Origin of the sequence: Candidatus Manganitrophus morganii, from assembly GCA_021651055.1 — a bacterium.
In the GTDB taxonomy this organism is placed as follows: Bacteria; Nitrospirota; Nitrospiria; order SBBL01; family Manganitrophaceae; genus Manganitrophus; species Manganitrophus morganii.
Genome location: JAJHOH010000001.1, coordinates 2,658,967 through 2,683,579, shown reverse-complemented (window position 1 = coordinate 2,683,579; position 24,613 = coordinate 2,658,967). Strand labels below are relative to the sequence as shown.

Here is a 24,613-nt window from a genome sequence, read left to right as displayed (position 1 = left end):
TGTAAAAACCATCACACCCGGGAGGACCGAATGAAAATGCGGTTTCTGGAGAAGGTCGGAATCGATACCGACGTCATCCCGATCTGGGAGAAGCGCTACGGACCGGAGCTCCTCCCCGTCCAGGAAAAGGCGATTCAACACACGTCGCTCCTTCAAGGGGGCAACCTCGTCGTCTTTGCTCCCACGACTTCCGGAAAAACCTTCATCGCGGAGATCCTGTCGATCTTCGCGATCCGGAAAGGGAAACGGGTCTTCTATCTGGTCCCCACCAAGTCGCTCGCCGAGGAAAAGTTCGCTCAATTCCGGGAGGCGTACCGATCCCTCGGCATTGTCACGGCGATCTCCACGCGCGATCATCGGGAGTGGGACGCGGCGATTCTGTCGAAGGGTTTCGATATCGCGATCGTTGTTTATGAAAAACTTCAATCGCTCCTGGTGACCCGTCCGTGTCTGCTGGAGGAGGTCGGCGTGGTGATCCTCGACGAGTTGCAGATGATCGCGGACGAAGAGCGGGGCCCCACGATCGAGCTGCTGCTGACCAAGCTCCTTCACGCACGGGTCCGGCCGCAATTTCTGGGGCTCTCGGCGGTCCTCGGCGAGGGAGAGGCGCTGGCCCGCTGGCTTCAGGCCGATCTTTTAATCGAGGAGAAGCGGCCGGTTGAACTGCGGAAAGGAATTTTCTGCCGCGGGATTTTTTCCTATCGGGAACACAACAGCGGCAAAGAAGGAGAAGAGCTCTGGAAAGAAATGCGGGGGGAGGAAGAGATCGATCTGATGGTTCCCCTCGCCTCTTTTCTCGGCGGGGAGCGGGAAGAGTCGACCTTGCTCTTTCTCAAAGACAAGCCGACGGTGGAGAGAGTCGCCGTCAAAATCGGCGAGCAGGTCGGCCTTGCCCCCGCCGAGGAGGCGGTTGAGGAGCTACTGGCGTTGGAAGAGACCACGGCCCGCGACTTCCTCATCCGGCTCCTTCGAAAAGGGATCGGAATCCATCATGCCGATCTTCCCCTGGAGCAGCGGCAGGTGATCGAGCGCCACTTTCGGATGGGGGCGATCCGCATCCTCGCTTCGACAAGCACCTTGGCGATGGGGATCAACTGCCCGGCGAAAAATGTCCTGATCGAATCCCGCCAGTGGCATTACTTCCGGCGTTATCACGGGACCGACACCCGGCCGCTTCCCCGCTCCCTCCATGAGAACATGGCCGGCCGGGGAGGGCGTTACGGCTACATCGGCGATTTCGGCCGGGCGATCCTGGTGACCCATTCTTCGTTCAGAAAAAAAGTCTGGATGGATCAATATATCGCCGGGATGATCGAGCCGCTGGAACCGGCCCTCCGAATGGAGGAGATAGAAGAAATCCTCCTGAACCTGGTTGCCTCCGGCGAAGCGGCAACGTCAAAGGAGCTGGCGGGGTTTCTCAAGTCGACGTACACCGCTCAACGAAGGTGGGGAGAAAAAACGGACGGTCTCGAACCGCTGATCGAATCGGCCGTCGAGAAGTGCCAAAACCAGGGAGCCCTTCAAGCGGTCGGAGAGGATCGTGTTGTCGCGACCGAACAGGGGAAGATCACCGTGCTGAAAGGAATCCGGCTCGCGACCGCCGTTGAAATCAGCCGTTGGATAAAGGCAACCGATCCGAGCCGCCTGACCGAGATCGAGATACTCTACGCGCTCGCCCTCACCGAAGATGCAAAGCGGATCTACGTTCCCCTCCCCTACCGGGAGCGCCGGGCCAGGAATTACCCGACCCTCCTCCGGAAAGAAATTGCGCATCAACAGGAAGGGGGGAAGAGCATTTTTCAGCCACGCTCCGACGCCGTGCGGCCGAGCGAAGCGGAGGAAGCGCGCGCCGTCAAAAAAGCGCTGATTCTCCGGGAATGGATCACCTCCCGATCGACTGTCGAGATCGAACAGTCGTACGACATCCATGCCGGCGCGATTTCGCGGATCGGCGAGGCCTTCTCCCGGCTGGCGGAGGCGGCCTCGGCCCTTGCCCGGGAGATCGGCTGGACGCCGGAGACGGTCCGGAGCCTCTCCGAGCTTTCCGAGCGGCTCCTCCAAGGGGTGACCGCCCAAGGGCTGGCGTTGTCGCGAATACGCATCAGGGGGTTAAGTCGAACCGCCATCGCCCGTCTGGTCAGAGAGGGCTACGACAGTCCGGAGGCGCTCTTCTCGCTTCCGATCGAGATTCTGGAGAAATACCTATCGGAGCGGGTCGCCGCGGCCCTTTCTCTCAGCCCTCTGGAGAACGATCCCATTCAGCAGGAGATTCCGGATTTCCACCGGCAGAGGGATCACGCCCGCGAGCCGTCGCCGGGATACCCCCGCCGGTCCGAGGCTTCCCCCGTTTTGTCGATCGATTTGGATCAGCAGTTGATCACTTACAAGGAAATTCGGGTCGAGCTCTCCTCCTATCCCTTCAAGCTCCTGGCGGCCCTCGCCCGAACGCCGGGCCGGGTGGTCAACAAGGTCACCCTCTACGATGCGCTTTATGGAAGCGCGGAGAAAGAAGACGAAGATGACAGGCCGTATGAGCGCCAGCTCGCCGATCACAAGAGAAAAATTTTAGCCCAGATCCGGAAAGCGGTGGGAAACCAGAAGAAGCGGGTGATTCTCTCCGAAGAGATCGAGAATCTGATTGCGGTCCGCCGCGGGGTGGGGTATACCCTGAACCTAAACCATACGGAAGTGTCGATCCATAAAGAGGCAGCACTTCAATAAAACGACCGAAGACATCGCCTTATCCCTCCTGATCCAATTGCATCGACCATGGAGCGCTTAGTTTTTTCTCAAGCGCTTCGGAGGAAAGCGGCTTGCTGAAGTAATACCCCTGCATTCCATCACACCCGTTTGCGCGTAAAAATTTTAGCTGCGCCGCGCTCTCAACCCCCTCTGCGACCACCCTCAGGCCGAGGTTCCGCGCGAGGGCGATGATGGAGGTGACAATCGCCGCGTCGGTGGCATTCGTTTCAATCTCCCGAACAAAGGATTGGTCGATCTTCAGAATGTGAATCGGAAAACATTTCAGATAACGAAGGGAGGAGTAACCGGTGCCGAAATCATCGATCGAAATCTGAATCCCCAGCTTGTTCAATTGGGTTAATGTGGCAACCGTTCTCTCTTCATTCTCCATCAGCATGCTCTCCGTTAATTCCAAACCAAGATGCCGCGCGGAGAGGCCTGTCTCTCCTAGAATCCGTTCAACGGTTTCGATGAGTTGCGGCTGTTTGAACTGCCGGATCGAGAGGTTGACCACCATGTGCATCAAGGGGAGGTTCGCCTTCTGCCAGGCGGCCGCCTGCGCGCAGGCGGTGCGCAGCACCCACTCCCCGATCGGCACGATCAGCCCCGTCTCCTCCGCAATTGGAATAAACTCTTGTGGGCTCACCAGTCCCAACGAAGGGTGTTGCCAACGCAAAAGCGCCTCCACGCTGGCAATCCGACCGGTCTTCAGATCGACCTGGGGCTGATAGTGAATGAGGAACTCTTCCCGCTTCAATGCATAACGGAGACTGCTCTCCAGCGTCAGCTGCGCGATCGTCGCCGTGTTCATCTCGGCGGAGTAGAATTGATAGTTATTGCGGCCCATCTGTTTGGCGCGGTACATGGCGGTGTCTGCATTCTTCAACAAAAGATCAATGTCGTCGCCGTCGAACGGATAAAGGGTGATTCCGATGCTCGGTGTGACAAAAAGCTCCGGCCCCTGCAACCCAAAGGGGCGCGAGAAATCATCGAGGATTTTCTGGGCCACTTTGGCGGCATCATGAACGGAGGTGATATTGGTCAGAATCACGATAAACTCATCGCCGCCGAGGCGGGCAACGGTATCGCTTTTCCGGACGCAATGCGTCAACCGGCCGGCGGCCTCCTTCAGCAACAGATCGCCGACGGTATGCCCGAGCGAATCGTTGACAAGTTTAAAGCGATCCAAGTCGAGAAAAAGGAGCGCGACCAGCTTTCCGTTGCGGCTTGCCTGAGGGAGCGCTTGGCGTAGTCGATCCTGGAAAAGCGTCCGGTTCGGAAGCCCGGTCAGCTGGTCGAAATGAGCCAGCTCGATCAGCCGCTCCTCCGCCCGCTTCCAGTCGGTTACATCGCGGAAACTCCAGACCCGCCCGACCGGTTCCCCGTCCAAAAGGTGGGGTTGCGAAAGTTGTTCAAAGACCCTTCCATCCTTGAACTCCAGCAGATCGAAACTCTCGGCAAGAGGGTTGGCATAGACCTCTTTGATCTTGGTAAGGAATCGCTCCGGGTCCTTCAGCTGCGTCATGACGAATTTGAGAGCTTTCGTGTTGTCCTTCGTGTCGAGGATCTGCTGTGGAATCCGCCACATCGTTGCAAATTTCCGATTAAAGCGGATCATCTTCCCGTCTTGATCGACGACCAAAACGCCGTCTGCCGTCGCCTCCAGGGTCGACAAAATCAGGGAGGCCGAACGTTTGAGCTCACCCTCGGATCGCGCCAGCGCCTTCTTCGTTCGCTCGTCGGAAAGCACCCGCTTAACCGCCTCCGGAAGATAATCGAGATATGCGGTTGATTTCGTCACAAAATCACGAACGCCCGCCCGCAGCGCTTTGATAATGGTCGCCTCATCGCTGAATGCCGTCACCATGATGACAGGAAGATCTTGTCCCTTCACCTTTAGATTCATATAAAAATCGAGGCCGGTCATTCCCTTCGGAAGGGTATAATCGAGCAGAACCAAATCGATCTCTTCCTGTACCACCCTTTCCTCCCCCTCTTCAGCGGTCGCGGCGGTAAGGATGCTGTAACCGGCCCGCTCCAAGCACCTGCGCTCGAGGACCGCCGTGGTCTCGTCGTCTTCGACGATGAGGATGGTTTCTTGAAGTTTGTCGGTCATTGGCGAGTCAATCCGGATGGACCTATCAAGGAGAGGGCGATGTTGTTCTGTCCGAAGTTCAACCGGTATACCGGGCGATGCAGAAAAAGAACGACGGCACTTTGCCCACATTCCTCAAAAGATTAACAGGTTTTAGTCTGTTGTCAATTTGGGATAATGGCGAGGGGAACCTTCACAAGGACGAGCGGACAAACAGATAAAACAAGGTTTATCGTTGAGACACGGCAGGCGGCGACTCCGGGTTGGCGCCGGGGCGGATGATGTTCATCGCCATCGCGATCATGGCGCTCACGTCGCTGAGCGTGGCGGGGACCACGAGGGTATTTCCCTCTTTGGCCAGATTTCCGAATTGGTTGATGTATTGTTCGGCCACCCGGAGCTGAACCGCCTGGTAGCCGCCGGGGGATTGGATCGCTTCGGCGATCTTGCGAATCCCCTGCGCGGTCGCCTCGGCCACGGTGAGGATGGCGGCGGCTTCCCCTTCCGCCTCGTTGATCTGCTGCTGTTTGTTCGCTTCCGAGGCCTTGATCACCTGCTGCTTCTCCCCTTCGGCCGCATTGATGGCCGAATCGCGGACCCCCTCGGAGTTGAGGATCACCGCCCGCTTCTCCCGCTCGGCCCGCATCTGTTTTTCCATGGCGGCAAGGACATCTTCGGGTGGGGTGATGTTCTTGATCTCATAACGGAGCACCTTGATCCCCCATGGCTCCGTCGCCTTGTCGAGCTCGCTGACGACCGCCAGATTGATTGTGCTTCGCTCCTCGAAGGTCCGGTCCAATTCAATTTTTCCGACTTCGCTCCGGAGAGTTGTTTGCGCCAGCTGGATGATGGCAAAGGTATAATCGGTGACGCCGTAGGAGGCCCGCTCCGGATTCATCACCTTGAGATAGAGCACCCCGTCCACGCCGACCTGGACGTTGTCCCGGGTGATACAGAGCTGCTCCGGGATATCGAGCGCTTGCTCTTTGAGGGAATGGCGGTATCGAATGACATCGAGAAAAGGAAGGAGGATGTGGAAACCGGCGTCGAGTGTCCCGCTGAACTTTCCCAGCCGCTCGACGACGTAGGCGCTCTGCTGCGGCACGACCACCGCGGTCTTTGCCAGGACGACGATCACGACCGCCGCGAGGACCAGAACAACAATCATCCCTTCACTCATTGTTTCTCTCCCTTAGATTCATTCCGTTTCTAGAACGACCTCCGTTAGAGACCCTTCAGGCGCTCCGCACCCACAAGGTCAAACCTTCCACCTGAACGACCTTGCATCGCTGTCCTTTCGTCACCGGGGTTTCTCCGACATTCCGCGCGCTCCAGGCCGCCCCTCTCAGCTCAACCTTCCCGATTGCATCGACCGCAATCGGATCGAGAGCAACGGCAACCTCCCCGACCAGACTGTCGATCTCTTTGCCCGTATCGGCCGTTTGAAACCTTTTCAGCAGCGGCTGCCGGAAAAACAACAATGTAACGATCGAAAACAGAGAGAAAAGCAGCCATTCCATCCACTCGGGCCCGGTGAGTTTGAATGCTGCGAGCGTCCCCACGATCAGGGCGCTGGCGCCGAAGAAAATGAGATAAAATCCGCCCGGCGTCATCATCTCCGCCAGCAAAAAGAAGAGGCCGAGTAACAGCCATCCCCACCAAGGCATCATTTCACGCTCCAATCTACACGCTGCAAGAGAAACCGGCTAAGTATAAACAGAGGCGAACGAAGTATATCAAAGGGGAGTCCTCTGTCAAGAAAATCCGCTAAGGCCCGAAGCCGATCGAACGGCTCTTTTTGACGGCTATCAATCAATCTCTATCCAGAATCCAACTAAAAACCGAAGAAAGACCATTCAAAGACCAAGATCACTCTCTCCTCCTCTGTTACCCTCCGGGATGAAAGAAGAGAACGCTTCAAAATCGATCAACCATGGAGGTGCTTCAATGTCAAAAGAGATCCTATATTTTCTCCTTTTAATCGCTCCGGTCTTTACGGCGTTTGTGGTGCTCACCCACGACACAGACTTGCCGAAAGAAACCAGGAGAGGCGGAGCCGACCGGCTGCGTAAGGACTAGGGGAATGATGCGATATAAAGGGAGGGGGTGGGATTTCATCCACCCTCTCCACGCGCTTTCGGATCTCCGATATTCGAAATCGGATTCCGGGGATCGGAACATCTCCCTCGCGCAGGAGTTTTTTCACACCAGGAGAAACCCCCTCCTCAAACGTACGCTCCGAATTGAACCGACGCCTCGGTTCCGCTGCTCTGAAAAGAAGGCCCTTTCTTTGCAAAACAGCTTGATCGAGGCTGCACGGACAAGCCTCTGAGTAGGAGAATCTCACATGATCGTTCCACTCTCCGAACTTTATAAAACGGTCGATCCCGCGCGCATCTACTTTGTGATTCTCGATCGGGAAATTCCCCTCCCGCCCGACGGCGCCGCCTCTTCTTGGAACTCAACCCAAATCGGAATCTGGGCGAGCAAAGGGCAGGTGATCGCGGTGCGGAATTCTCGATTCATTCCGGGCATCGATAATGCCCCGGTGGAGGTGGTCTCCTTCCATCAGGCCTATCTGGTCAAGCCTGACCTGAGCGATTTGATTCTTTATCAACGCAAAACCAAAAACGGCATCCTGATCAGCGCCCTCGAAAAAAGATCGCTCTCCATGGTCGTGAAGAGAGCCGGCGAAGCCATCCACCTTCCGGAGAGCGCTCCCTTCGATCAGACGGCGGAGCGGCTCATGGAAGGGAGGATGACGCTTCAGCAGCTGACAGCCGGGCGGTCCGGAAATATCATCGTCGATCCTCGCGAAGAAACATTGGATAAAACCGGATTGATCGAGCTGGTGATCGTTCCGCGCGGCCTTCTCTTCCGATCCCTCAAGCGACAGTCGGTCGAAAGCAGCCCCATTTCCTAAGTTCATTTGACAGAATTCAGCAGCCGGGCTATCTTAATGATTATTGAGGATGGAACAACCGGTCAAGCGGCTCGAATCCCTGCGGATACACTCTCCGCTCTTATTCGCTTGTCTTCCCGTTCACTCCTTTTCGATTCCATCCATTTCCTCCAAACAGCTCATTACCGCATAACGAAAGGATACCGATGCGTCGATCGACACTCCTCCTTTTGGCCATTCCGATCGGGTTATGGTCGACTTTACCTTGGGGCCTTTCTGTTTCTGCAGAAGATTCGGCGATAGACAAAATCATGGAAATGGCCGATGACGAAGAAACGACTTCATCTCAACTTGAGGATCAAGCGACCATTCGGAACCATCCGCTCTGGCGGGGAAAGCTTCGCAGACAGGAACAAAGTATTCGGATGAGAGAATTCATCACCGCCTTGAAAAAGATTCAGATGAGAACCGAGCGGTCTCTTTTTCAGGAATTCATCGACGATCTCGGCGTCAGAAGAATCGTCGAATATATTGAAGGGATAAACCCCTTCTGCCATGGCGAGCTCCACGCCCTCGGAAGCATTATCCGCGAGCGGACCAACAATCTGGAGACCTCTTTTCAGCTTTGTCAGGATGCCTGCACTTATGCCTGTCTTCATGGGGTCCTGAAGGCCCACTTCTCAGACTATCAGATCGAGCAGGCCGATTTTTCTCTGAACGAGGGGGGGCTCACCCCGGAGACCGAGCGGCTGAAACAAGATGTCCACCAGCTCTGTAAAGAGGACTCCACCGTCATGGAGGACTTTTATCGCGGGAATTGCGCCCATGCGGTGGGACATGCCTTCGCCAACATCGCCCAGAACGTCCCGACGGCAAAAGAGTACTGCACCCTTTTCGAGGAGGCCGCCATGCAGTATTATTGCCAGTCGGGTCTCTTCATGGACCTGCGAGATGAAATTGGAAAAGAGCTGACCTCCCATACCGTAGGAGAGAGATGGGAAACAGCAGTGGCTTTTTGCTTTGACAACTCCCAGTGGCCGAGCGCCTGCCTTCATTTCTTCCTGGGACATGCGACCGCGCTTCGCCAAATCGATGCCGTCGCCCTCAAATGCGCAGAATTGAAGGGAAGGTCTCGCCTGAGCTGTTTTTTCGGAGTAGGCGTCTTTAGCAGCGCCTATGTTGCCGCAGCCCCCAAGGAGGTCAATTATACTTGTCAGTATGGAAACACAACCGATCGCAAACTCTGCATCAGCGGCCTCTTCCTTCGAAAGAAGGGCCATAGCGGGGCGGCGGCGCTGAAGGTCGCCTGCCGAACGATGAGAGACGAGGAGCTGAAATCGGTCTGTCAAGATCAAACGCGGCGTTACCTCTACCAGATCGACAATCCGGTAATGGGTCTGATGTTCGACGAAGGATAATGCATTTCTCGTGATGCCTCGAAAGCAGAGCAGCGCTATTTTTTATTGACAAAAACAAAATGACCGGGTTATCTTAGCTATGATTTATGAATGAAATCAGTCCTCAACGATAATACATCCTGCGGAATGGCTTTCCCTCTCTCGTTAAAGGTTTCTCTTCTCCCTCTTTTCCGATCCATTCATGTTTCGTAATATTACTTTGAAAAATAAAGGATCTCTATGCTTTTGAAACTTTCGAAGTTCACTGTTTTGGCGACTCTGGTCGGGTTGGGGTTGGCTTCATTCTGGAGCCTCTCGATTTCAGCAGAAGAGTCGACGATGGATGCGATCGAGCACGAAGTAACCCATGAAATGACGCATGGAATGGCCGATGACGGGGAGATGACTCCATCCCGATTCGGAGATCAAGAAACCATTCGGAATCATCCTCTCTGGCTGGGAAGACTTCGGGGGCAGGAACAAAACCTTCGGATGAGAGAGTTCATCACCGCGTTAGAGCAGATTAAAACGAGGACGGAGCGATCGATTTATCTGGAGTTCATCGACGATCTCGGCGTCAGAAGGATCGTGGAGCACATTCAAGGTCAAAACCCCTTCTGCCATGGCGAGCTCCACGCCCTCGGAAGCATTATCCGCGAGCGGACCAACAATCTGGAGACCTCTTTTCAGCTTTGTCAGGATGCCTGCACTTATGCCTGTCTTCATGGGGTCCTGAAGGCCCACTTCTCAGACTATCAGATCGAGCAGGCCGATTTTTCTCTGAACGAGGGGGGGCTCACCCCGGAGACCGAGCGGCTGAAACAAGATGTCCACCAGCTCTGTAAAGAGGACTCCACCGTCATGGAGGACTTTTATCGCGGGAATTGCGCCCATGCGGTGGGACATGCCTTCGCCAACATCGCCCAGAACGTCCCGACGGCAAAAGAGTACTGCACCCTTTTCGAGGAGGCCGCCATGCAGTATTATTGCCAGTCGGGTCTTTTCATGGAACTGCGCGAGGAGATTCAGAAGAAGTTGGCACAGAATGCCACGGGAGAAAAATGGGAAGCGGAGATGGATTTTTGCCTCAATAACACGCAGTGGCCGAGCTCCTGTCTTCATTTCTTTTTGGGACGCCCGACCGCGCTTCGCCAAATCGATGCCGTCGCCCTCCAATGCGCCGGATTAAAGGGGAAGTCCCGCCTGAGTTGCTTTTACGCGGCGGGCGCCTATGGCCATTCTTACATCGCTGCGCATCCCAAAGAGGTCAATTTTACCTGTCAGTACGGAAATGCAACCGATCGAAAACTTTGCGTCAGCGGCCTCTTCCTTCGAAAGAAGGGCCATGAGCGGGCGGAGGCGTTGAAGGTCGCCTGCCAAACGATGAGAGACGAGGAGCTGAAATCGGTTTGCCAAGATCAAACGCGGCGTTACCTCTATCAGATCGACAATCCGGTAAAGGGTTTGATGTTCGACGAAGGGTAATGCTCCCCTCCCACGAACATTAAATGCAACCTTTTCTTACCCCCCGAACGTCTTCCGATCCAAGCTCCGGTATTGCACCGCCTCGGCGATGTCGGTCGCCGAGATCCGCTCGCGCTGCTCCAGGTCGGCGATCGAGCGGGCCACTTTTAAAATGCGATTGTACGCGCGGGCGGAGAGACCCAGCCGCTCCATCGCCATCTCCACCAAGCGCCGGGAAGGCTCGTCGATCGGACAGTATTTCTTGATCTGTCTCGGCCGCAACTGCGCATTGCAGCGGATTCCATCCTTCTCATAGCGCGCCCGCTGGACCTCGCGCGCGGCGAGGACCCGCTTGCGGATGATCTCGGAGCTTTCATCTTGGGTCTCGGTCGTCAGATCGCGGAACGGAACGGCGGGGACTTCGATATGCAGGTCGATCCGGTCGAGCAAGGGGCCGGAGACCTTGGCGCGGTAGCGCTGGATCGCGACCGGCGTGCAGGAGCAGCTTCGGGTGGGATCGGTCAGGTAACCGCAGGGGCAGGGATTCATTGCCGCCACCAACATGAACTGTGACGGATAAGTCAACGATGCGCTCGCGCGCGCGATTGTGACCCTTCCTTCCTCCAAGGGCTGCCGTAATACCTCCAAGACGTTGCGCTTAAACTCCGGCAGCTCATCCAAAAAAAGAACCCCGTTGTGGGCCAGGCTCACCTCGCCGGGCCGCGGGAGTTGCCCGCCGCCGATCAAGCCGGCGTCGGAGACGGTATGGTGCGGGGAGCGGAAGGGGCGGGCGACGATCAACGGCTTCTCGGTGAGAAGACCGAAGATGCTGTGAACCAGCGTCGTCTCCAGCGACTCCTCGAAGCTCATGTTCGGAAGGATCGTCGGGAAACGCTTCGCGAGCATCGTTTTTCCGGAGCCGGGGGGACCGACCATCAAAATGTTGTGGCCGCCGGCGGCCGCGATCTCCAACGCCCGCTTCGCGTGCGCCTGGCCGCGGACCTCTGAAAAATCCTCTGCATAAAGCGCCTGCTCGGCAAAGAGGGGGGAGAGGGGGGTCTCGACCGGCGAGAGGGGAAGCTGGCCGTTGAGGAATTCGACCACCTGCGGAAGCGTCTCGACCCCGAGGACTTCGATTCCAGAGACGACCGCCGCTTCGGGACCGTTTTTCGCGGGCACGACCAGGCCGCGCTTTCCGGCCCGCTTCGCCAAGATCGCCATCGCCAATGTCCCCTTGATCTCCTTGATCCGGCCGTCGAGCGACAACTCTCCGACGATCAGGTAATGGCCGAGCCGGTCTTCTTTCAGCACCCCGTCGGCGGCGAGAATGCCGAGCGCCATCGGCAGATCGAAGGCGGCGCCTTCTTTCTTAAGATCGGCCGGGGCCAAGTTGATCGTGATTTTCTTGATGGGAAAGTGGAAGCCGGTGTTCTTGATGGCGGAGCGGACGCGGTCTTTGCTCTCTTTGACCGCAAGGTCGGGAAGGCCGACGATATTCAGCAGCGGAAGGCCCTGAGATAGATCGACCTCCACGTCGATCGGCTGGGCCTCGATTCCATACAGGACGGCACTGAAGATCTTTGAGAGCATGATCGGACCCTCGGGTGGGGTCGAGCGGGCACGTCAGAACTGAAGCTTGGAGCTCATGTCTTGGGAAATCTGGGCCAGGAGCGGGTCATTCGTCTCTTTTACCCATCGCCCCAACTCCATCGAGAAGGCTTCCACCTCCAGGGTGAGATGGAGGCGAAAAGGAGATTTGCTGGCGACATGGCCGATTAAACGGTTGCGTCTCACCGGGATTCCGATGTTCAAACCGCTCTTTTCGATATTCCAGGCGGTCTGAAAAAATCCCCCCTCTTTATCCTCGACGGCGATCCGTTCGTAATAGTTCAGGCTGGTATTGAGGGCGACCTGCCAGGCGCGGTCGTAGGGAACAGTCGATTGAGGAAGGGCGACACGGGCCGCCATCGGAGCACAGCCGAAAAACAAAAAGAGGAGGAGGAGAGAAAACCACTTTTGATACATGGTTCGATTCCTATGAGGAGGTCTCTTATCGTCCCTGACGACAACAAGAGGAGAGCCGTGCGAGACCGATCCGCAGGATGATCGGGCAGTCTCTGGGATGGAGGATCAGTTATCCCTTAAAAAGGAGGTGATTCCTTTTTTTCGGCTCCCCGTCACGGAAGCAAGGAGGAACGGCTGACGCGACTCGTCAAGATAAGCGCCGAATTGAAGCCCAAAGGAATTGCCGGCGCTGCCTCGGTGAACCGCCACGATTCTCCCGGTCACCTTTTCCTCGAACTCTTTTCCTCGATGGGTTCCTTTGATCTGAATGACCATCTCCTTGCCGAGTTCAAAGTCTTTTTTGGAATGAAAGAGGAGACCGCCGAGGCTAATGTTGCTGATCATGACCTCGACCGGTCGTACGGCCGTGGAGATCTTTGCTTTGCCGAAAAAAGGAATGCGTGAATGCCGACGCTTCTCCATAACTTTGACCTTATACCATATCTAAATGGATTTCACAACCTTTGCCTTCAACAAGGCAAGAAACCCTTCGGTTCATTTTCTCGATCCATTTTTTTGAAGCGGATGGATCTCTTCTGAATTCCTCCAAAACCATATATGGTGTTCTTTTCCCCCGCTTTTCAACATATAGTGCTCTATCTAAAGGCCTCATTTGGCGACTTTTACGAAGAAACCCGAAGTGGCCCCCAAAATAGACATAAGGCATTGAAATATAAATGAAAGTTAATGCCTAATTTTTGAGCAATCTTCTTTTCAAGCCGGAAAGACGCGTTAAATATGACGTTCGGAACAATTTTATCCACAGTTTATACACATATTCTGTGGAAAACGTGGGGAAACCCCTTCCAATCAAGAAAAAGGGTGACTCATTTGCGTCCATAGGATGATTTTCCATCGGTCTCTTTCTTTACCCGATCGTGACTTGCCTGATGAAAAAGATCATCATCGAGGTAGGTGGTCGAATAACCGATCCCTTCCTCCAATTCATCTCTCTCCAAAATCAGGCGGGTCTTTCCGTCATCCCAGAAGAATAAATCGGTTCCGGGAAGGGAATTGATCCGGGGAGGTCCATAACGCGCGGTGATCTGCGCTTTCAGCTCTTCTACGGCGCTCGATTCCTTATCGACAGGGCGATAGTTGATCTCAATTCGAAAAAGCTGCCCCTTAAAAAAATCGGCAAGAACACCGGAAGCGGCCGGCGCAAAAAGAGCGGGATCGGCATGGAAGCGTTTTTCTTCCTCAAACTGTCCAATTTCTAACGCTGCCTCCTTGCTTTTGACCGCTTGAAGAAAATCGGGAAGGGCCATCCCCAATTTCAGCGGGCCATGTTCTCGTTGAATACGCTCATTGCTGTTGATGACAAAATGAATCGCATGCAGATCAGGCGGACGGAGCATCAAAAGCAGCATTCCCGCACAGAAGGCTCCCCTCCAGAGCGGTTTGAAGCCTCCCCGATTCACCCGAAACCGGTCAACCATAAACACCTTTTATATAAAAGAGAGAAAAAGCGCTCGGAAAACCCGACGGGTGGGAGAGAGCGACGGAATCGGCGCGACGCCACACTCTAAAACTTCCACTGCCTTAACATCGAGGCGAGGAAGATGATAATGAGTCCGATAATCAGCGTCAATCGGGTGTTTACAAATTCGGGAAGGGCCGGTTGATTCTCTCTCGGTCTCTCATCCTGCTCATCTTTATAACGAGAACGAAGAATACTGAAGAAATAAATCGAGGCAATCGCGGCGAACAGAAAGACCTTCACCCCCAGCGCAGAGATATAACCGGGAGGGACGAATTCATATCCTTTGGTCCGGACCCCGAAATTGATCCCGCCGGTGACAACCAAGATGAAGAGAAGCGGACCAACGATGCGACGGAATCGATGGTTGACCCCTTTCAGGAAATCGTAAGAGGGGTCTCCCGTTTTGAGCAGGGGCGCGGCGACAAAAACCAGAAAAGCCGCTCCCCCCACCCAGATGACGACGGAGATCAGATGAAGCCAGTGATTGAGGACAGCGAAGAAATTCATTTACACCGAAGTAACGTGAGGGGTGAGGAGTGAGGCGACAAACGCCCCACGACATTACATCTCCTTTTTTGTCGGGTCTTTGAGGTAGTCCTTCATCTTCTGAAGCATCTCTTCATCGATGAGACCGACCTTCCCCCGTTTTCCCATATAATCTTTTATATCATCCAATCGCTTCGACGCTTCGGTGTTGTCTTTGAGACGGCGGATCTTCTCTTTCGCATCTTCGAAGGCGTCGAAGGTCATTTCATCGTATCCGAAGGCGCGAAGCCGCTTCATCGCTTTCATCATCGCTTCATTGCGGAACTTGGTCAACAGCTCTGAAGTCACGGTGGTGACCCCCATCTTGCGGGCGCGGCGCTCGGCCGCTTTCTTGATTCCGCTTCGGACAAAATCGGGCGAGGTCATCAACCGCTTGTGGGCTTCTTCAGTCCAGGTCACGTCGGCGCGCGGCGCGTCCCAAATCTGGGTCAGCGCCGCCATGTCGATCCGCGCGATCCCCAACTCCCGCGCCAGATCCTCCGCGTCATTCTTCAACATCGTCCGGACGAAATCCCGGGCCATCTCGGGAGATTCGGCGATCTTCTGATCAAGGCGGACCTTCGCCGCATCGGTCCAAGGAAGCTCCGGATGCGCTTCTTCCTGAGGTTCATCTCCCAACGCCTCCGCTTTTTCCAAAAGGGCCAGGTCGACTTCGAGATGCCCCCGCTCCAGAGCAACCTCCTCCGCGATCTGCTTGATCATCGCCCGCATGAACTCCGGAACTGTCTCAAGGCGCTCCTGCGCTTCGCGCGTCCAGGCCAATGGCTTCGTCTCGACCCCCGCCGCCTTGTGCGCCGCGCCGGTCCCGGCGCCGGCCATCGGGTTCATCATCTTATCTTTAAATCCGGCGAGGACCTCTTCGGTGATGGTGGTGATTCCGAGCTCCCGCGCTTTTTTCTCGGAGAGCTTGCGGACCATCCCCCGTAGAAAGAAAGGCGCTTTTTTCAGGCGATCTTCCGCGTCCGGCGTCCAGGTGATTTCGTTTTCATTTGCATTTCCCATATCATGACCTCAAATTCTTAAAATTAACCGGGGAAGAGATCTTTACCAATGGCCGATGTCTTCTCCGGAACCGTTCGGGTGAATTCGGAAAATTTGAAGCTCCTCCCGAGACGGACTTCGGCCTCCTCCTTGACCTTCTGCATCACCTCCGGGGTGATCAGATCAATCTGGTGTTCGGTCGCATACCGCTCCACACTGCTCGCCACCATTCCCCTTGCGAAGGAAGGAAGCCTGTTGAGACGCTCTTTTGCCGCGATCGACCAGTTCAAGGTAAACTTCGCCTCGAACCCAAAGGTCTGCTCCGCCGGAAGCTCGATTCGTTTTCCCCCATATTGCCCCGGCTGATAATCGCAGGCGGGATCTTCCGCCAGGTAGCTGCCGTTCACGGCATACGCACGGCAGCGGCAGCCGCCGCAAATCTGAGAGAACTCGCACTCTCCGCATCGCCCACCGAGCTGCGGCTCGCGCAGATCATTTAAAATGGGAGAGGTATTCCATATTTCGTCAAAGGTCTGCCTCCGAAGATTTCCCGCCGAGACCGGCATGTACGGACAGGGGGTGATGTCCCCTTCCGGTGTGATCCGGCAATAATGCTTGCCGGCGGGGCAGCTCCCCTGCGCATAATTTTTTAACAAGGGAGAATTCGGATCGAGCTCATAGATGATCTTGCGGAAATGCGGGGCGCATTTGGCCCGAAGGATCAGATCGCCCAGCTGCCCGGCGGAGGAGGTCCAGGGGTCATCAAAATTTTGGAAGAGGCTCGGATTGTTTTCCTTGGCACCGACCCCCTGCGCCCGCGCGAGATAGGTCAGGATCTCCCGATACTGGCTGGGACGGATATCAATCAGGTTTTCGCCGCGGCCGGTCTGGACGAGAAAGAAAAAGTTAAGAACCTTCGCCCCGATGTTGCGCGCGAGCTCGATCATCGGCGGAATTTCGGAGACGTTCCACGACATCACACTCATGTGCAGGGAAAAATCGAGCCCTTCCGCTTTGAGATGCTCAATGCCGCGGAGCGCCGACTTCCACGATCCGGCCAGCTGACGGAAGTTGTCGTGCCGTTGCGGATCGACCGAATCGAGGCTGATCGAGGCCCCTTGCAGGCCGCTCTCGCGCATCCGTCTTGCTTCCCGCTCACCGAGCAAGACGCCGTTGGTGCCGAGAACACAGGTAAAGCCCTTGTCGGAAGCATACGAGGCGATGTCGAAGATGTCTTTTCGGACAAGCGGCTCCCCTCCGGTCAGGATCAGGAAGAGATTCGGGTTGACCTTCGCCATGTCGTCGATGACCTTGAAGCACTCTTCGGTTGTGAAGTCGTGCGAGATATCGGCGTGGGGAAAGGCACTCATGTAGCAGTGGGTGCAGAAGAGATTGCAGCGCTGGGTGAGGTTCCATGAAACGGAGTACGCTTGATGTGCCATTGAAAGAATCTCTAATGAAAATACAAAACAGTAAGCCTGTTCAGGAATGGCCAGATGCAAGGCCGCAGGGAGCGAGGCAACCGGAATGTACTGTGTGGTACATGAGGATTGCCGAGCGACCGAGAACGTAGCAGGTGGCCGTTCATGGACAGGCGACTAGAAACCTTGCGACCGCATCGCTTCCGCCCACCGCTCGGTGACTTGATCGAGGATCTCGATGGTGATCCGGCCGATTCCCTTCTCATTGGCGTACGATTCAATCTCCTTGATCACCGTTCCCCGGACGAAAGAGGGGATGCGGGCGATTCGGCCCTCCGCATCAGCATCCCAGGCGTGATGTCGCTCGACATTCCGGGAAAGCTGCGCCCATTCACTGTATTTTGCATCGATAATCGAGGGGTTAATCTCGCGGAGCCCCTTCTTGCGGGCATCCACCTCGATCCGCCAGCGGGTCATCTCTCGAATCAATCCTTCCGGGATCTCCAGGAGCTTCGTATTTGCCGCATCGGTCCAGCTGATGGGGGCGAGCACTTTGTCCAGTCCGCTCTCCTTACGCTCCAGTTTTTTATAATATTCCCCCGGGGCGCCGCAGAGAGAGCAATGGTCAGGAATATGCTGCGAGGCAACCTGGCTGCAAAGCGTACAGACGAAGTAATCAAGCTCTTTCTTCATAAAGATGAACCGCGATGCCTTGGCCTCGCAGACGGGACACTGCGACGGAACCTGTCGGACAACATGGCCGCACATTCCGCAGAAATGGAAGCTCTCTTCCGCAGCCGGTTCCCCCTTCGTCATGGTGGCAATTCGCTTTTTGATCTCTTCGAGGCTGGTCGCGCCGGAAAGAACCGCCTCCATCTCCTCGGTCGCCTTTTTAATTCCCGCCTCTGCGACCTCGAGCGTAATCTCGGTAATCGCGTGACTGAAGGCATAATTCTCGATGTGCTGACGGGTTCCGTCCCGCATGAAGCCGACCGGCACACGCGCCAGCCGCTCCTGCGCATCGGCCGTCCAGGTGAACTGGGGTGTCTTTACTTCAGGGGCCTTTACTTCAACTTTTGGCGTGCTCTGCGGAAGAACCGCCTCGGCGATCGCCTTGGCACTCATCTCAATCGCCTGATCGTCGTCCTGGCCTCCTTCGATCATCCGAACGGCAAATTCTTTTGTGATCGTTTGGAAGCCCATCTTTCGGGCCATCTTCTCCGCCTTCGCTTTGGCGCGACGGCGCTCGAAACCGGCCGGAACCTTGCGGATAATGTTTTTGGCATCTTCGGTCCAGTTCAGCGGGACCCCGTCGTAGCCGACCTCTTGAACCAATCCCCCCTCGGCCTTGGCCGCCGCTTCGAAGATCGACTTATCAAGAAATTGGAAGGCGCTCCCTTCGGCGCTGCAGATCGGGCATCGGACCGGCTTCTCCCCTTTGGCGGTATAGCCGCAGCCGCCGCAGATAAAGAAATCCATCTTCGCCTTCTCGTCGTAGCTCGCGGCGCGCTCGGCATCGCGGTCGCCGACGATCTGGGTCATCATCCCGGCAAGACCGTTCCCCTCGAGGGTTTGAGAAACCCCTTCGGCGGCGGTCATCTTGTTCCGGTCGATCCCCTTCTCATCGAGCACCCGGCCCAAATTCTTCATCGCTTCGATCGCCGACTTCGGCAAGATATCCCCCATCGCCGCATCGACAACCGAATTGCTGATGATGGTGAAACCCTTTTCGATCGCATACCGGTAGACGGCGGTCTTGGCGACCCCCCGCGCGAAGATGGGAACCTTCTCCATCCGCTTGGAGGCCTCTTCGGTCCAGGCGACAGTATACTCGGCGATGGCATCGATCGGCGGAATATATTTCTGGTTCGAGACCAGCACGTTGCACGGCGCCATCCGGATCAGGTTCTCCGAGTTGCTCCCGACATCCATCTCTTCATCGGAGTGGACGCCGATCCGGCCGACGACGAGAAGCCACGGTTTCTCTTTCTTCACATATTGAAGGACCTTCTCGAAAGGCTTGCCGTCGAGGAGCGAGGTTTTGACCGTCACCCCCTCCGCCTCGGCGATCTTAAGGCAAATTTCAAGGTGGGACTGATAGATCTTGGCGAGGCCGGAGTCGATCACCTCTTCGTGGAGTTTCTCCTGTTCCTTGAACCGGAAGACTTTTCCCGCCTCTTCGGAGAGAACCCCGGAGATCGAATTGAAAACGGCATAGTGATAATAGGGATCGAAGGCCGAAACGACGTCGATCTGAAGCTGATACGCCTTGGCGAGATCAAGGGCCGTTTTGAAGCCGGCGAAGGAGAAGTGGCTTCCATCGACCGCCACGACGATCTTTCCCATTTTTCCCGGCTCGGGCGGCTTCGTCTCCTTGACGACGAAAACATCCGACTTGCGGACCCGGCGAATCGTCCGCTCGGTCACGCTCCCGATCATGCTCTCACGGACGGCGCCGACGCCGAGGGCGCCGAGGATCACCAGATCGTAGCCGTTCTTCACAATGTCATCGACCAGAACCTTGTAGTTCTTCCCTTCGAGCGAGACCCGCTCCATCGGGATGTTTCCCTCTTTGCATTTTTCGTCGACGATATCCAGGTAGGAATCGGTGATGATTTCCAGTCCGCGGGTAATCAGGGAGTCGTGGATCTTTCTCTGCCGCTCCAGTTCGTTCTCGTCATGATACTCTTCGGGGAGGCCCGCCTCCATCTGCTTGAATCGCTTGTCGTGGAGCTTGGCGGCATAGGCGTGGCTTCCGATGACCTTCGCCCCAAATTGCTTCGCCAACATCACACCGATATCGATGGCCGTGTTGGAATAGTCTGAGTTATCGACAGGGATATAGATCGACCGATACATATGAGAAGCCTCCCCCTTGAATGCAAGCCCCGGAGATCGAAGCGGATCATGCCGAATATTCAGGCATCCTATCAAAAGTGGCTGCATTATAGCACCCTCTTTTTTTAAAAACAACTTTTTTTCTATTGACAGTAAGCGCGGAAAGGACAACGGTCATCCCACTTACACTGGCGAAAATTCGGAGGAAATCACCCGCGGGATCGAAATGGTTTTTATTCTGAAACCACCCCGACGCCCCCCCCTTCTTTATCGACCACCGGCATCGATTTATTGCAGTGGGGACATTTGACATAGACGAGGTTATCGAAGAGGCCGATACTGTAATGGTTGACGAGCAGGTCGAATTCCTTTTTACAGGAAGGACAGGCAGCAAGGTAACGCTTTAAAAAGAGCTTTACTTCCGATTGAAGGGTTTGAAGCTGGTGTTGTAGCCGAAGGACTTCCGATTCGAGACGATCGATCCGTTTCTCTATTTCTTCCGCCATAGTGGTCGTATCATAGACAAAAAGAGTTGACCTGTCAATCGAGAACTATCCACCCGACCTAAGCGTGTCCTTTGTGTTTAGGGGGGATAAAACGTGTCTCCGACCCCTCCATTCCACAATCAACGTCCCCGCCTCTTAAAAAAGCGGCATTGAACTTGTTATTAGAAAAATACGCAAAAAGTTGGATTGACAATGGGTCAATATAGGAGAAGATTATTCCACAAGAGAATTTTCCGGCGAAGAACTCATCTCAGACCATCTAGAGGAGGTGGAATGATCAAAGCAACGAGATTTCCCGTGTTATGGTATGGGCTCCCGGCATTAATTGTAACGGTCCCGTTACTGTTCCTCTGGCCGGGATGGTTCAAGAACTTATTCGCTTCAGAGGGTTTTTTACCCCACCTTTACTGCTATCTTGAAAAACCGGGTCTCGTTCTGCTCCATGTCGTTTCTGATTCACTCATCGGATTGGCTTATGTTGCCATTTCAGCCACCTTGACCTATCTTGTCTATCGGGCGCGACGAGACATCCCCTTTCACTGGGTCCTTCTGGCATTCGGACTTTTTATCATCACCTGCGGCGCCACCCATTTCATGGAGGTCTGGACCACTCTCTGGACGCCGGTCTATTGGTTGGCCGGAAATATTAAATTGATGACGGCGATCGCTTCGGTTGCAACCGCCGTCATCCTTCCCCCCCTGATTCCCAAAACCCTCGCGCTTGTTCAATCGGCAAAGATTTCCGAAGAACGCCGGATCAAATTGGAGAGCACCCACGCGGAGCTGGCCGAGCTTTATACCCAGCTCAAAGAGCAGGACCGATTGAAAACGCAATTCTTCGCCAACATCAGCCACGAATTGCGAACCCCCCTCACGCTCGTCCTCGGACCGGCCCAACGGCTTCTCGAATCCGATCGATTGACAACAAACGAGCGACAGAATCTGGAAACGATCGACCGCAACGCCCGGCTGCTGCTCAAACATGTCAACGACCTCCTCGATCTCTCGAAGATCGAGGCCGGGAAAATGACGGCCAACGCGATCGAAACCGACCTGGCGCAACTGGTCCGTTTCACCGCGGCTCACTTCGAATTATTCGCGACGGAGCGACAGATCGCCTATACCGTTGAAACCGCCGAATCGGCTCCCGCCCGGATCGACCCGGAAAAGATTCAGCGCGTCCTCTTAAACCTTCTTTCCAATGCTTTTAAATTCACCCCGACCGGGGGAAAGGTGCGCTGTCTTCTTCGCATCGAAGAAGGAGACGCCCGCCTCTCCGTCCAGGACAGCGGCCCCGGTGTACGTCCCGAACTGCGTCAGGTGATCTTTGAGCCGTTCCGGCAGGGAGATGAAAGCGCCACACGCCGGTTCGGCGGCACCGGTTTAGGACTCTCCATTGCCAACGAGCTTGTCGCGCTGCACGGCGGCAAGATCACGGTCGGCGATGCCCCCATTGGAGGCGCGCAATTCGATATCACCCTTCCCCTTGTCGCCTCGACTGGAGAGGAGAAGAGACCAGCGAGTGGACCGGTCGCTGAGATTCCCTTCCCGCTGTCACAACCATTCATCGATCTGGAAACCGAACGAAAACGCCCCGCACAGGACATGCAATCGGTTCAAACGCCATCCGCTACGGCGAACGGAGGGGTCGGGACAACCCTCCCCCTGGTTCTCGTCGTTGAAGACAATCCGGCGGTGAATAGCTTTATCACGGAGTCATTGACCCCGCATTATCGGGTCGTGAATGCCTTGAATGGACAGGAAGGACTGGAAAAAGCGCTGGCCCACAAGCCCGACCTCATTCTCAGTGATATCATGATGCCGGAGATGAGCGGTGACCGAATGATCCGTGAAATACGCGCTCACTCGGAGATGGATATGGTCCCGATCATTGTTCTGACCGCCAAAGCCGACGATGAATTGAGCGTCCGAATGTTGCGGCAAGGGGCGCAGGAATATTTAATTAAGCCTTTTCCCGTCGAAGCGCTTCGGGTCCGCGTCGGGAATCTCATCGCGATAAAACAAACTCGAGAGCTCCTCCAACAAGAAGTCGCCGCCCAACACCAAGATCTGGTGATATTGGCCAATGAAATCGTCCTTCACAAGCGGGCGCTGCAACAGAAAACCGCTCAGGCTGAAGAGGCGAGCCGCCTGAAGACGCAATTTCTCTCCAACGTCTCTCACGAGCTCCGGACCCCGCTTCATGCCATTATCGGTTATACCTCTTTGGCGCTCGACGGAACATATGGACCTCTCGATCCGGCCCTCCGGCCTGCGATGGAAGGGGTGACCCGAAATGCGGAGGGTCTTCTCTTATTGGTGGACGACCTGTTGGATCTGACGCGGATCGAGGCGGGAAAGTTGGCGATCGAACCGTCGTCCCTCGACCTCATTCTATTGCTCCGAGAGACCGCCTCCGGCATTCAACCGCTTCTGGAGGAGAAACGACTCGTTCTCCAATGGCGCCTCGCCGATCCAACCCCGAATATCGAATCGGATAGAATACGGGTCGGGCAGATCTTGACGAATCTCCTCGCCAACGCCGTGAAGTTCACTCAACAAGGGAAAATCACCATCGGAACGGAAGATCATCCGGAAAGAGGCGGCATCGCGATTTGGATTCAAGATACAGGGGTTGGTATTCCAGAAGAAGAATTGCCGAAGATCTTTGATACCTTCCATCAGGTCGACGGCGCCAGCACACGCGAGTTCGGGGGGGTGGGATTGGGACTGGCGATCGTCAAGGAATTGGCCGGACTGCTTCAAGGGAAAATTCGGGTCGAGAGCAGGGCAGGAGAGGGATCGACCTTCACCCTCTTCCTGCCGTACCGCCTCGAAGGAAAAGGGTGATCCCGCTCCGGGAAGGCGCCTACGCCGACTCCATCTCGGCGACGGTCATCGTCTCCACTCGATTTCCTCCCGCGCGCTTCGCCCGGTAGAGGGCAAAGTCGGCGGCCAGGATCGCCTGGCGCGCATCGCGCAGTTCCGGATCGGGGAAGCCGGCCACCCCGATGCTGACGGTGACCCGGTGTTTCTTTCCAAGAATCGGAAACGCCGTGCCGCCGACCCGTTCCAAGATCCGCTGGGCGACCTGGGCGGCATCCTCCCGGAGCGATTCAGGCAATAGAACGGCGAGCTCATCCCCCCCATACCGGGCCGCCAGATCGACCTTTCTGATCTCCATTTGAATGATCTTCCCCAACTCCTCCAGGACCTTGTCTCCCGCTTCATGGCCGAATTTGTCGTTGACCTGTTTGAACTCATCAACATCAATCAACAAACAAGAGAAGGGGGTACAGTACCGCTGCGCGCGGGAGAACTCCTGGTTGAGCACCTCTTGCAGGTAGCGCCGGTTGAAGAGGCCGGTGACCGGATCGGTAATCGCCAGGGTCTGTACCTGCTTGAGGAGGACTTGATATTCTTGGTTCTTTCCGGCCAGCTCTTTGTTTTTCTGGATCAGCTCGTCCTGAAGGCGCTTCATTCGAAGGGCGGCGGCGACCCGCGCCTGCAGCTCCGCCGGATCGAACGGCTTGGTCACATAATCGGTCGCCCCCTCTCCCAGACCCAACACCTTGTCCTCCGTTTTTCCCTTGACCGTGACGATGATGATCGGGATGCCCCGGAGTTCCTCTTGCCCCCGGAGATGGCGGCAGGTTTCGCGCCCGTTCATGTCGGGAAGAACCATATCGAGGAGAATGAGATCCGGGAGGACCTCTCGGGCCAGCTTCAGCCCCTGAATGCCGGTATTGGCAAAGAGAACCTGATAGCCGACTGCTTCCAAAGCGGCCTTGATTTGTTCGAGCTCAAAAGGGCTGTCTTCGATCACCAGAACACGCGGCACCTTCTCCTCCATCTCCGGCCTCCATCCCTTAAGGTGAGGATAGCATAGAAAAAAGGGATGTCAATTTATACTTCATCGCCGTACTAAGGACAAGGTGACTTCATCTTTGTGAATGAGTTTTCACTCTTTTGCACATATTTGCATCCCATCCAAAACCGATCACCTTACATCTTCAATAAGATAGACCTTCTTGGAGTATTCCGAACGGTACCGGATGGATCTCGTACGGAATGGTGTTTGCATTTTTTTAATTTCTATCTGCAAACTTCCTTGACACTTTCCGCACAGCTCCCCCCTTTCCGCAGGTCGATATTTAGGGAGATTCTATGCTGA

General features: G+C 55.5%; 18 protein-coding genes. 5 read left to right on the top strand and 13 right to left on the bottom strand.

From position 1 onward, the window contains the following. Positions 1-30 precede the first annotated feature (30 nt). Positions 31-2,721: a DEAD/DEAH box helicase gene (locus MCM46_12385; protein ID MCG3112604.1), complete on the top strand. Its 2,691-nt coding sequence runs from the start codon at positions 31-33 to the stop codon at positions 2,719-2,721. A 19-nt stretch (positions 2,722-2,740) separates the two neighbouring features. Here MCM46_12385 and MCM46_12380 read toward each other — a convergent pair whose 3' ends face one another. The 3 genes from MCM46_12380 to MCM46_12370 all read right to left on the bottom strand — a co-directional run bounded on the left by MCM46_12380 (position 2,741) and on the right by MCM46_12370 (position 6,507). Then, positions 2,741-4,858 (bottom strand): EAL domain-containing protein, encoded by a 2,118-nt coding sequence (locus MCM46_12380; protein ID MCG3112603.1) that lies wholly within the window; start codon positions 4,856-4,858, stop codon positions 2,741-2,743. Between the two features lie 208 nt (positions 4,859-5,066). Further along, positions 5,067-6,017: a paraslipin gene (locus MCM46_12375; GenBank protein MCG3112602.1), complete on the bottom strand. Its 951-nt coding sequence runs from the start codon at positions 6,015-6,017 to the stop codon at positions 5,067-5,069. A 55-nt stretch (positions 6,018-6,072) separates the two neighbouring features. Continuing rightward, positions 6,073-6,507 carry an NfeD family protein gene (locus MCM46_12370; protein MCG3112601.1) on the bottom strand — a complete coding sequence of 145 codons (435 nt, stop codon included), beginning with the start codon at positions 6,505-6,507 and terminating at the stop codon, positions 6,073-6,075. 677 nt (positions 6,508-7,184) lie between these two features. Between MCM46_12370 and MCM46_12365 the strand changes: the two genes are divergently transcribed. The 3 genes from MCM46_12365 to MCM46_12355 all read left to right on the top strand — a co-directional run bounded on the left by MCM46_12365 (position 7,185) and on the right by MCM46_12355 (position 10,621). Then, positions 7,185-7,760, top strand: coding sequence for a hypothetical protein (locus MCM46_12365; GenBank protein MCG3112600.1), 576 nt, complete (start codon positions 7,185-7,187; stop codon positions 7,758-7,760). Between the two features lie 404 nt (positions 7,761-8,164). Then, on the top strand, positions 8,165-9,157 hold the full coding sequence (locus MCM46_12360) for a hypothetical protein (protein ID MCG3112599.1): 993 nt from the start codon (positions 8,165-8,167) through the stop codon (positions 9,155-9,157). 219 nt (positions 9,158-9,376) lie between these two features. Continuing rightward, positions 9,377-10,621, top strand: coding sequence for a hypothetical protein (locus MCM46_12355; GenBank protein ID MCG3112598.1), 1,245 nt, complete (start codon positions 9,377-9,379; stop codon positions 10,619-10,621). A 36-nt stretch (positions 10,622-10,657) separates the two neighbouring features. Here MCM46_12355 and MCM46_12350 read toward each other — a convergent pair whose 3' ends face one another. From MCM46_12350 to MCM46_12310, 9 genes are all read right to left on the bottom strand, one after another. Then, positions 10,658-12,190 (bottom strand): YifB family Mg chelatase-like AAA ATPase, encoded by a 1,533-nt coding sequence (locus MCM46_12350; protein ID MCG3112597.1) that lies wholly within the window; start codon positions 12,188-12,190, stop codon positions 10,658-10,660. A 33-nt stretch (positions 12,191-12,223) separates the two neighbouring features. Then, a complete protein-coding gene (locus tag MCM46_12345) occupies positions 12,224-12,625 on the bottom strand; it encodes a hypothetical protein (protein ID MCG3112596.1) in 402 nt (133 codons plus the stop codon). 105 nt (positions 12,626-12,730) lie between these two features. Continuing rightward, entirely contained in the window at positions 12,731-13,087 is a 357-nt protein-coding gene (locus MCM46_12340; protein MCG3112595.1) for a PilZ domain-containing protein, read from the bottom strand. 404 nt (positions 13,088-13,491) lie between these two features. Further along, positions 13,492-14,103 carry a hypothetical protein gene (locus tag MCM46_12335; protein ID MCG3112594.1) on the bottom strand — a complete coding sequence of 204 codons (612 nt, stop codon included), beginning with the start codon at positions 14,101-14,103 and terminating at the stop codon, positions 13,492-13,494. Between the two features lie 86 nt (positions 14,104-14,189). Next, positions 14,190-14,654: a hypothetical protein gene (locus MCM46_12330; GenBank protein MCG3112593.1), complete on the bottom strand. Its 465-nt coding sequence runs from the start codon at positions 14,652-14,654 to the stop codon at positions 14,190-14,192. Between the two features lie 54 nt (positions 14,655-14,708). Beyond that, the gene (locus MCM46_12325; protein MCG3112592.1) at positions 14,709-15,695 is read right to left on the bottom strand and encodes a hypothetical protein; all 987 of its coding nucleotides are present in this window, start codon (positions 15,693-15,695) and stop codon (positions 14,709-14,711) included. Between the two features lie 23 nt (positions 15,696-15,718). Beyond that, entirely contained in the window at positions 15,719-17,116 is a 1,398-nt protein-coding gene (locus MCM46_12320; GenBank protein MCG3112591.1) for a radical SAM protein, read from the bottom strand. 156 nt (positions 17,117-17,272) lie between these two features. Then, positions 17,273-19,954: a universal stress protein gene (locus MCM46_12315; protein MCG3112590.1), complete on the bottom strand. Its 2,682-nt coding sequence runs from the start codon at positions 19,952-19,954 to the stop codon at positions 17,273-17,275. A 212-nt stretch (positions 19,955-20,166) separates the two neighbouring features. After that, positions 20,167-20,439, bottom strand: a complete 273-nt coding sequence (locus tag MCM46_12310) for a hypothetical protein (protein ID MCG3112589.1) — start codon at positions 20,437-20,439, stop codon at positions 20,167-20,169. Between the two features lie 273 nt (positions 20,440-20,712). Here MCM46_12310 and MCM46_12305 point away from each other — a divergent pair, with 273 nt between their 5' ends. After that, positions 20,713-23,289, top strand: a complete 2,577-nt coding sequence (locus MCM46_12305) for an ATP-binding protein (protein ID MCG3112588.1) — start codon at positions 20,713-20,715, stop codon at positions 23,287-23,289. Between the two features lie 19 nt (positions 23,290-23,308). Here MCM46_12305 and MCM46_12300 read toward each other — a convergent pair whose 3' ends face one another. Continuing rightward, on the bottom strand, positions 23,309-24,292 hold the full coding sequence (locus MCM46_12300) for a diguanylate cyclase (protein MCG3112587.1): 984 nt from the start codon (positions 24,290-24,292) through the stop codon (positions 23,309-23,311). Positions 24,293-24,613: the final 321 nt, after the last annotated feature.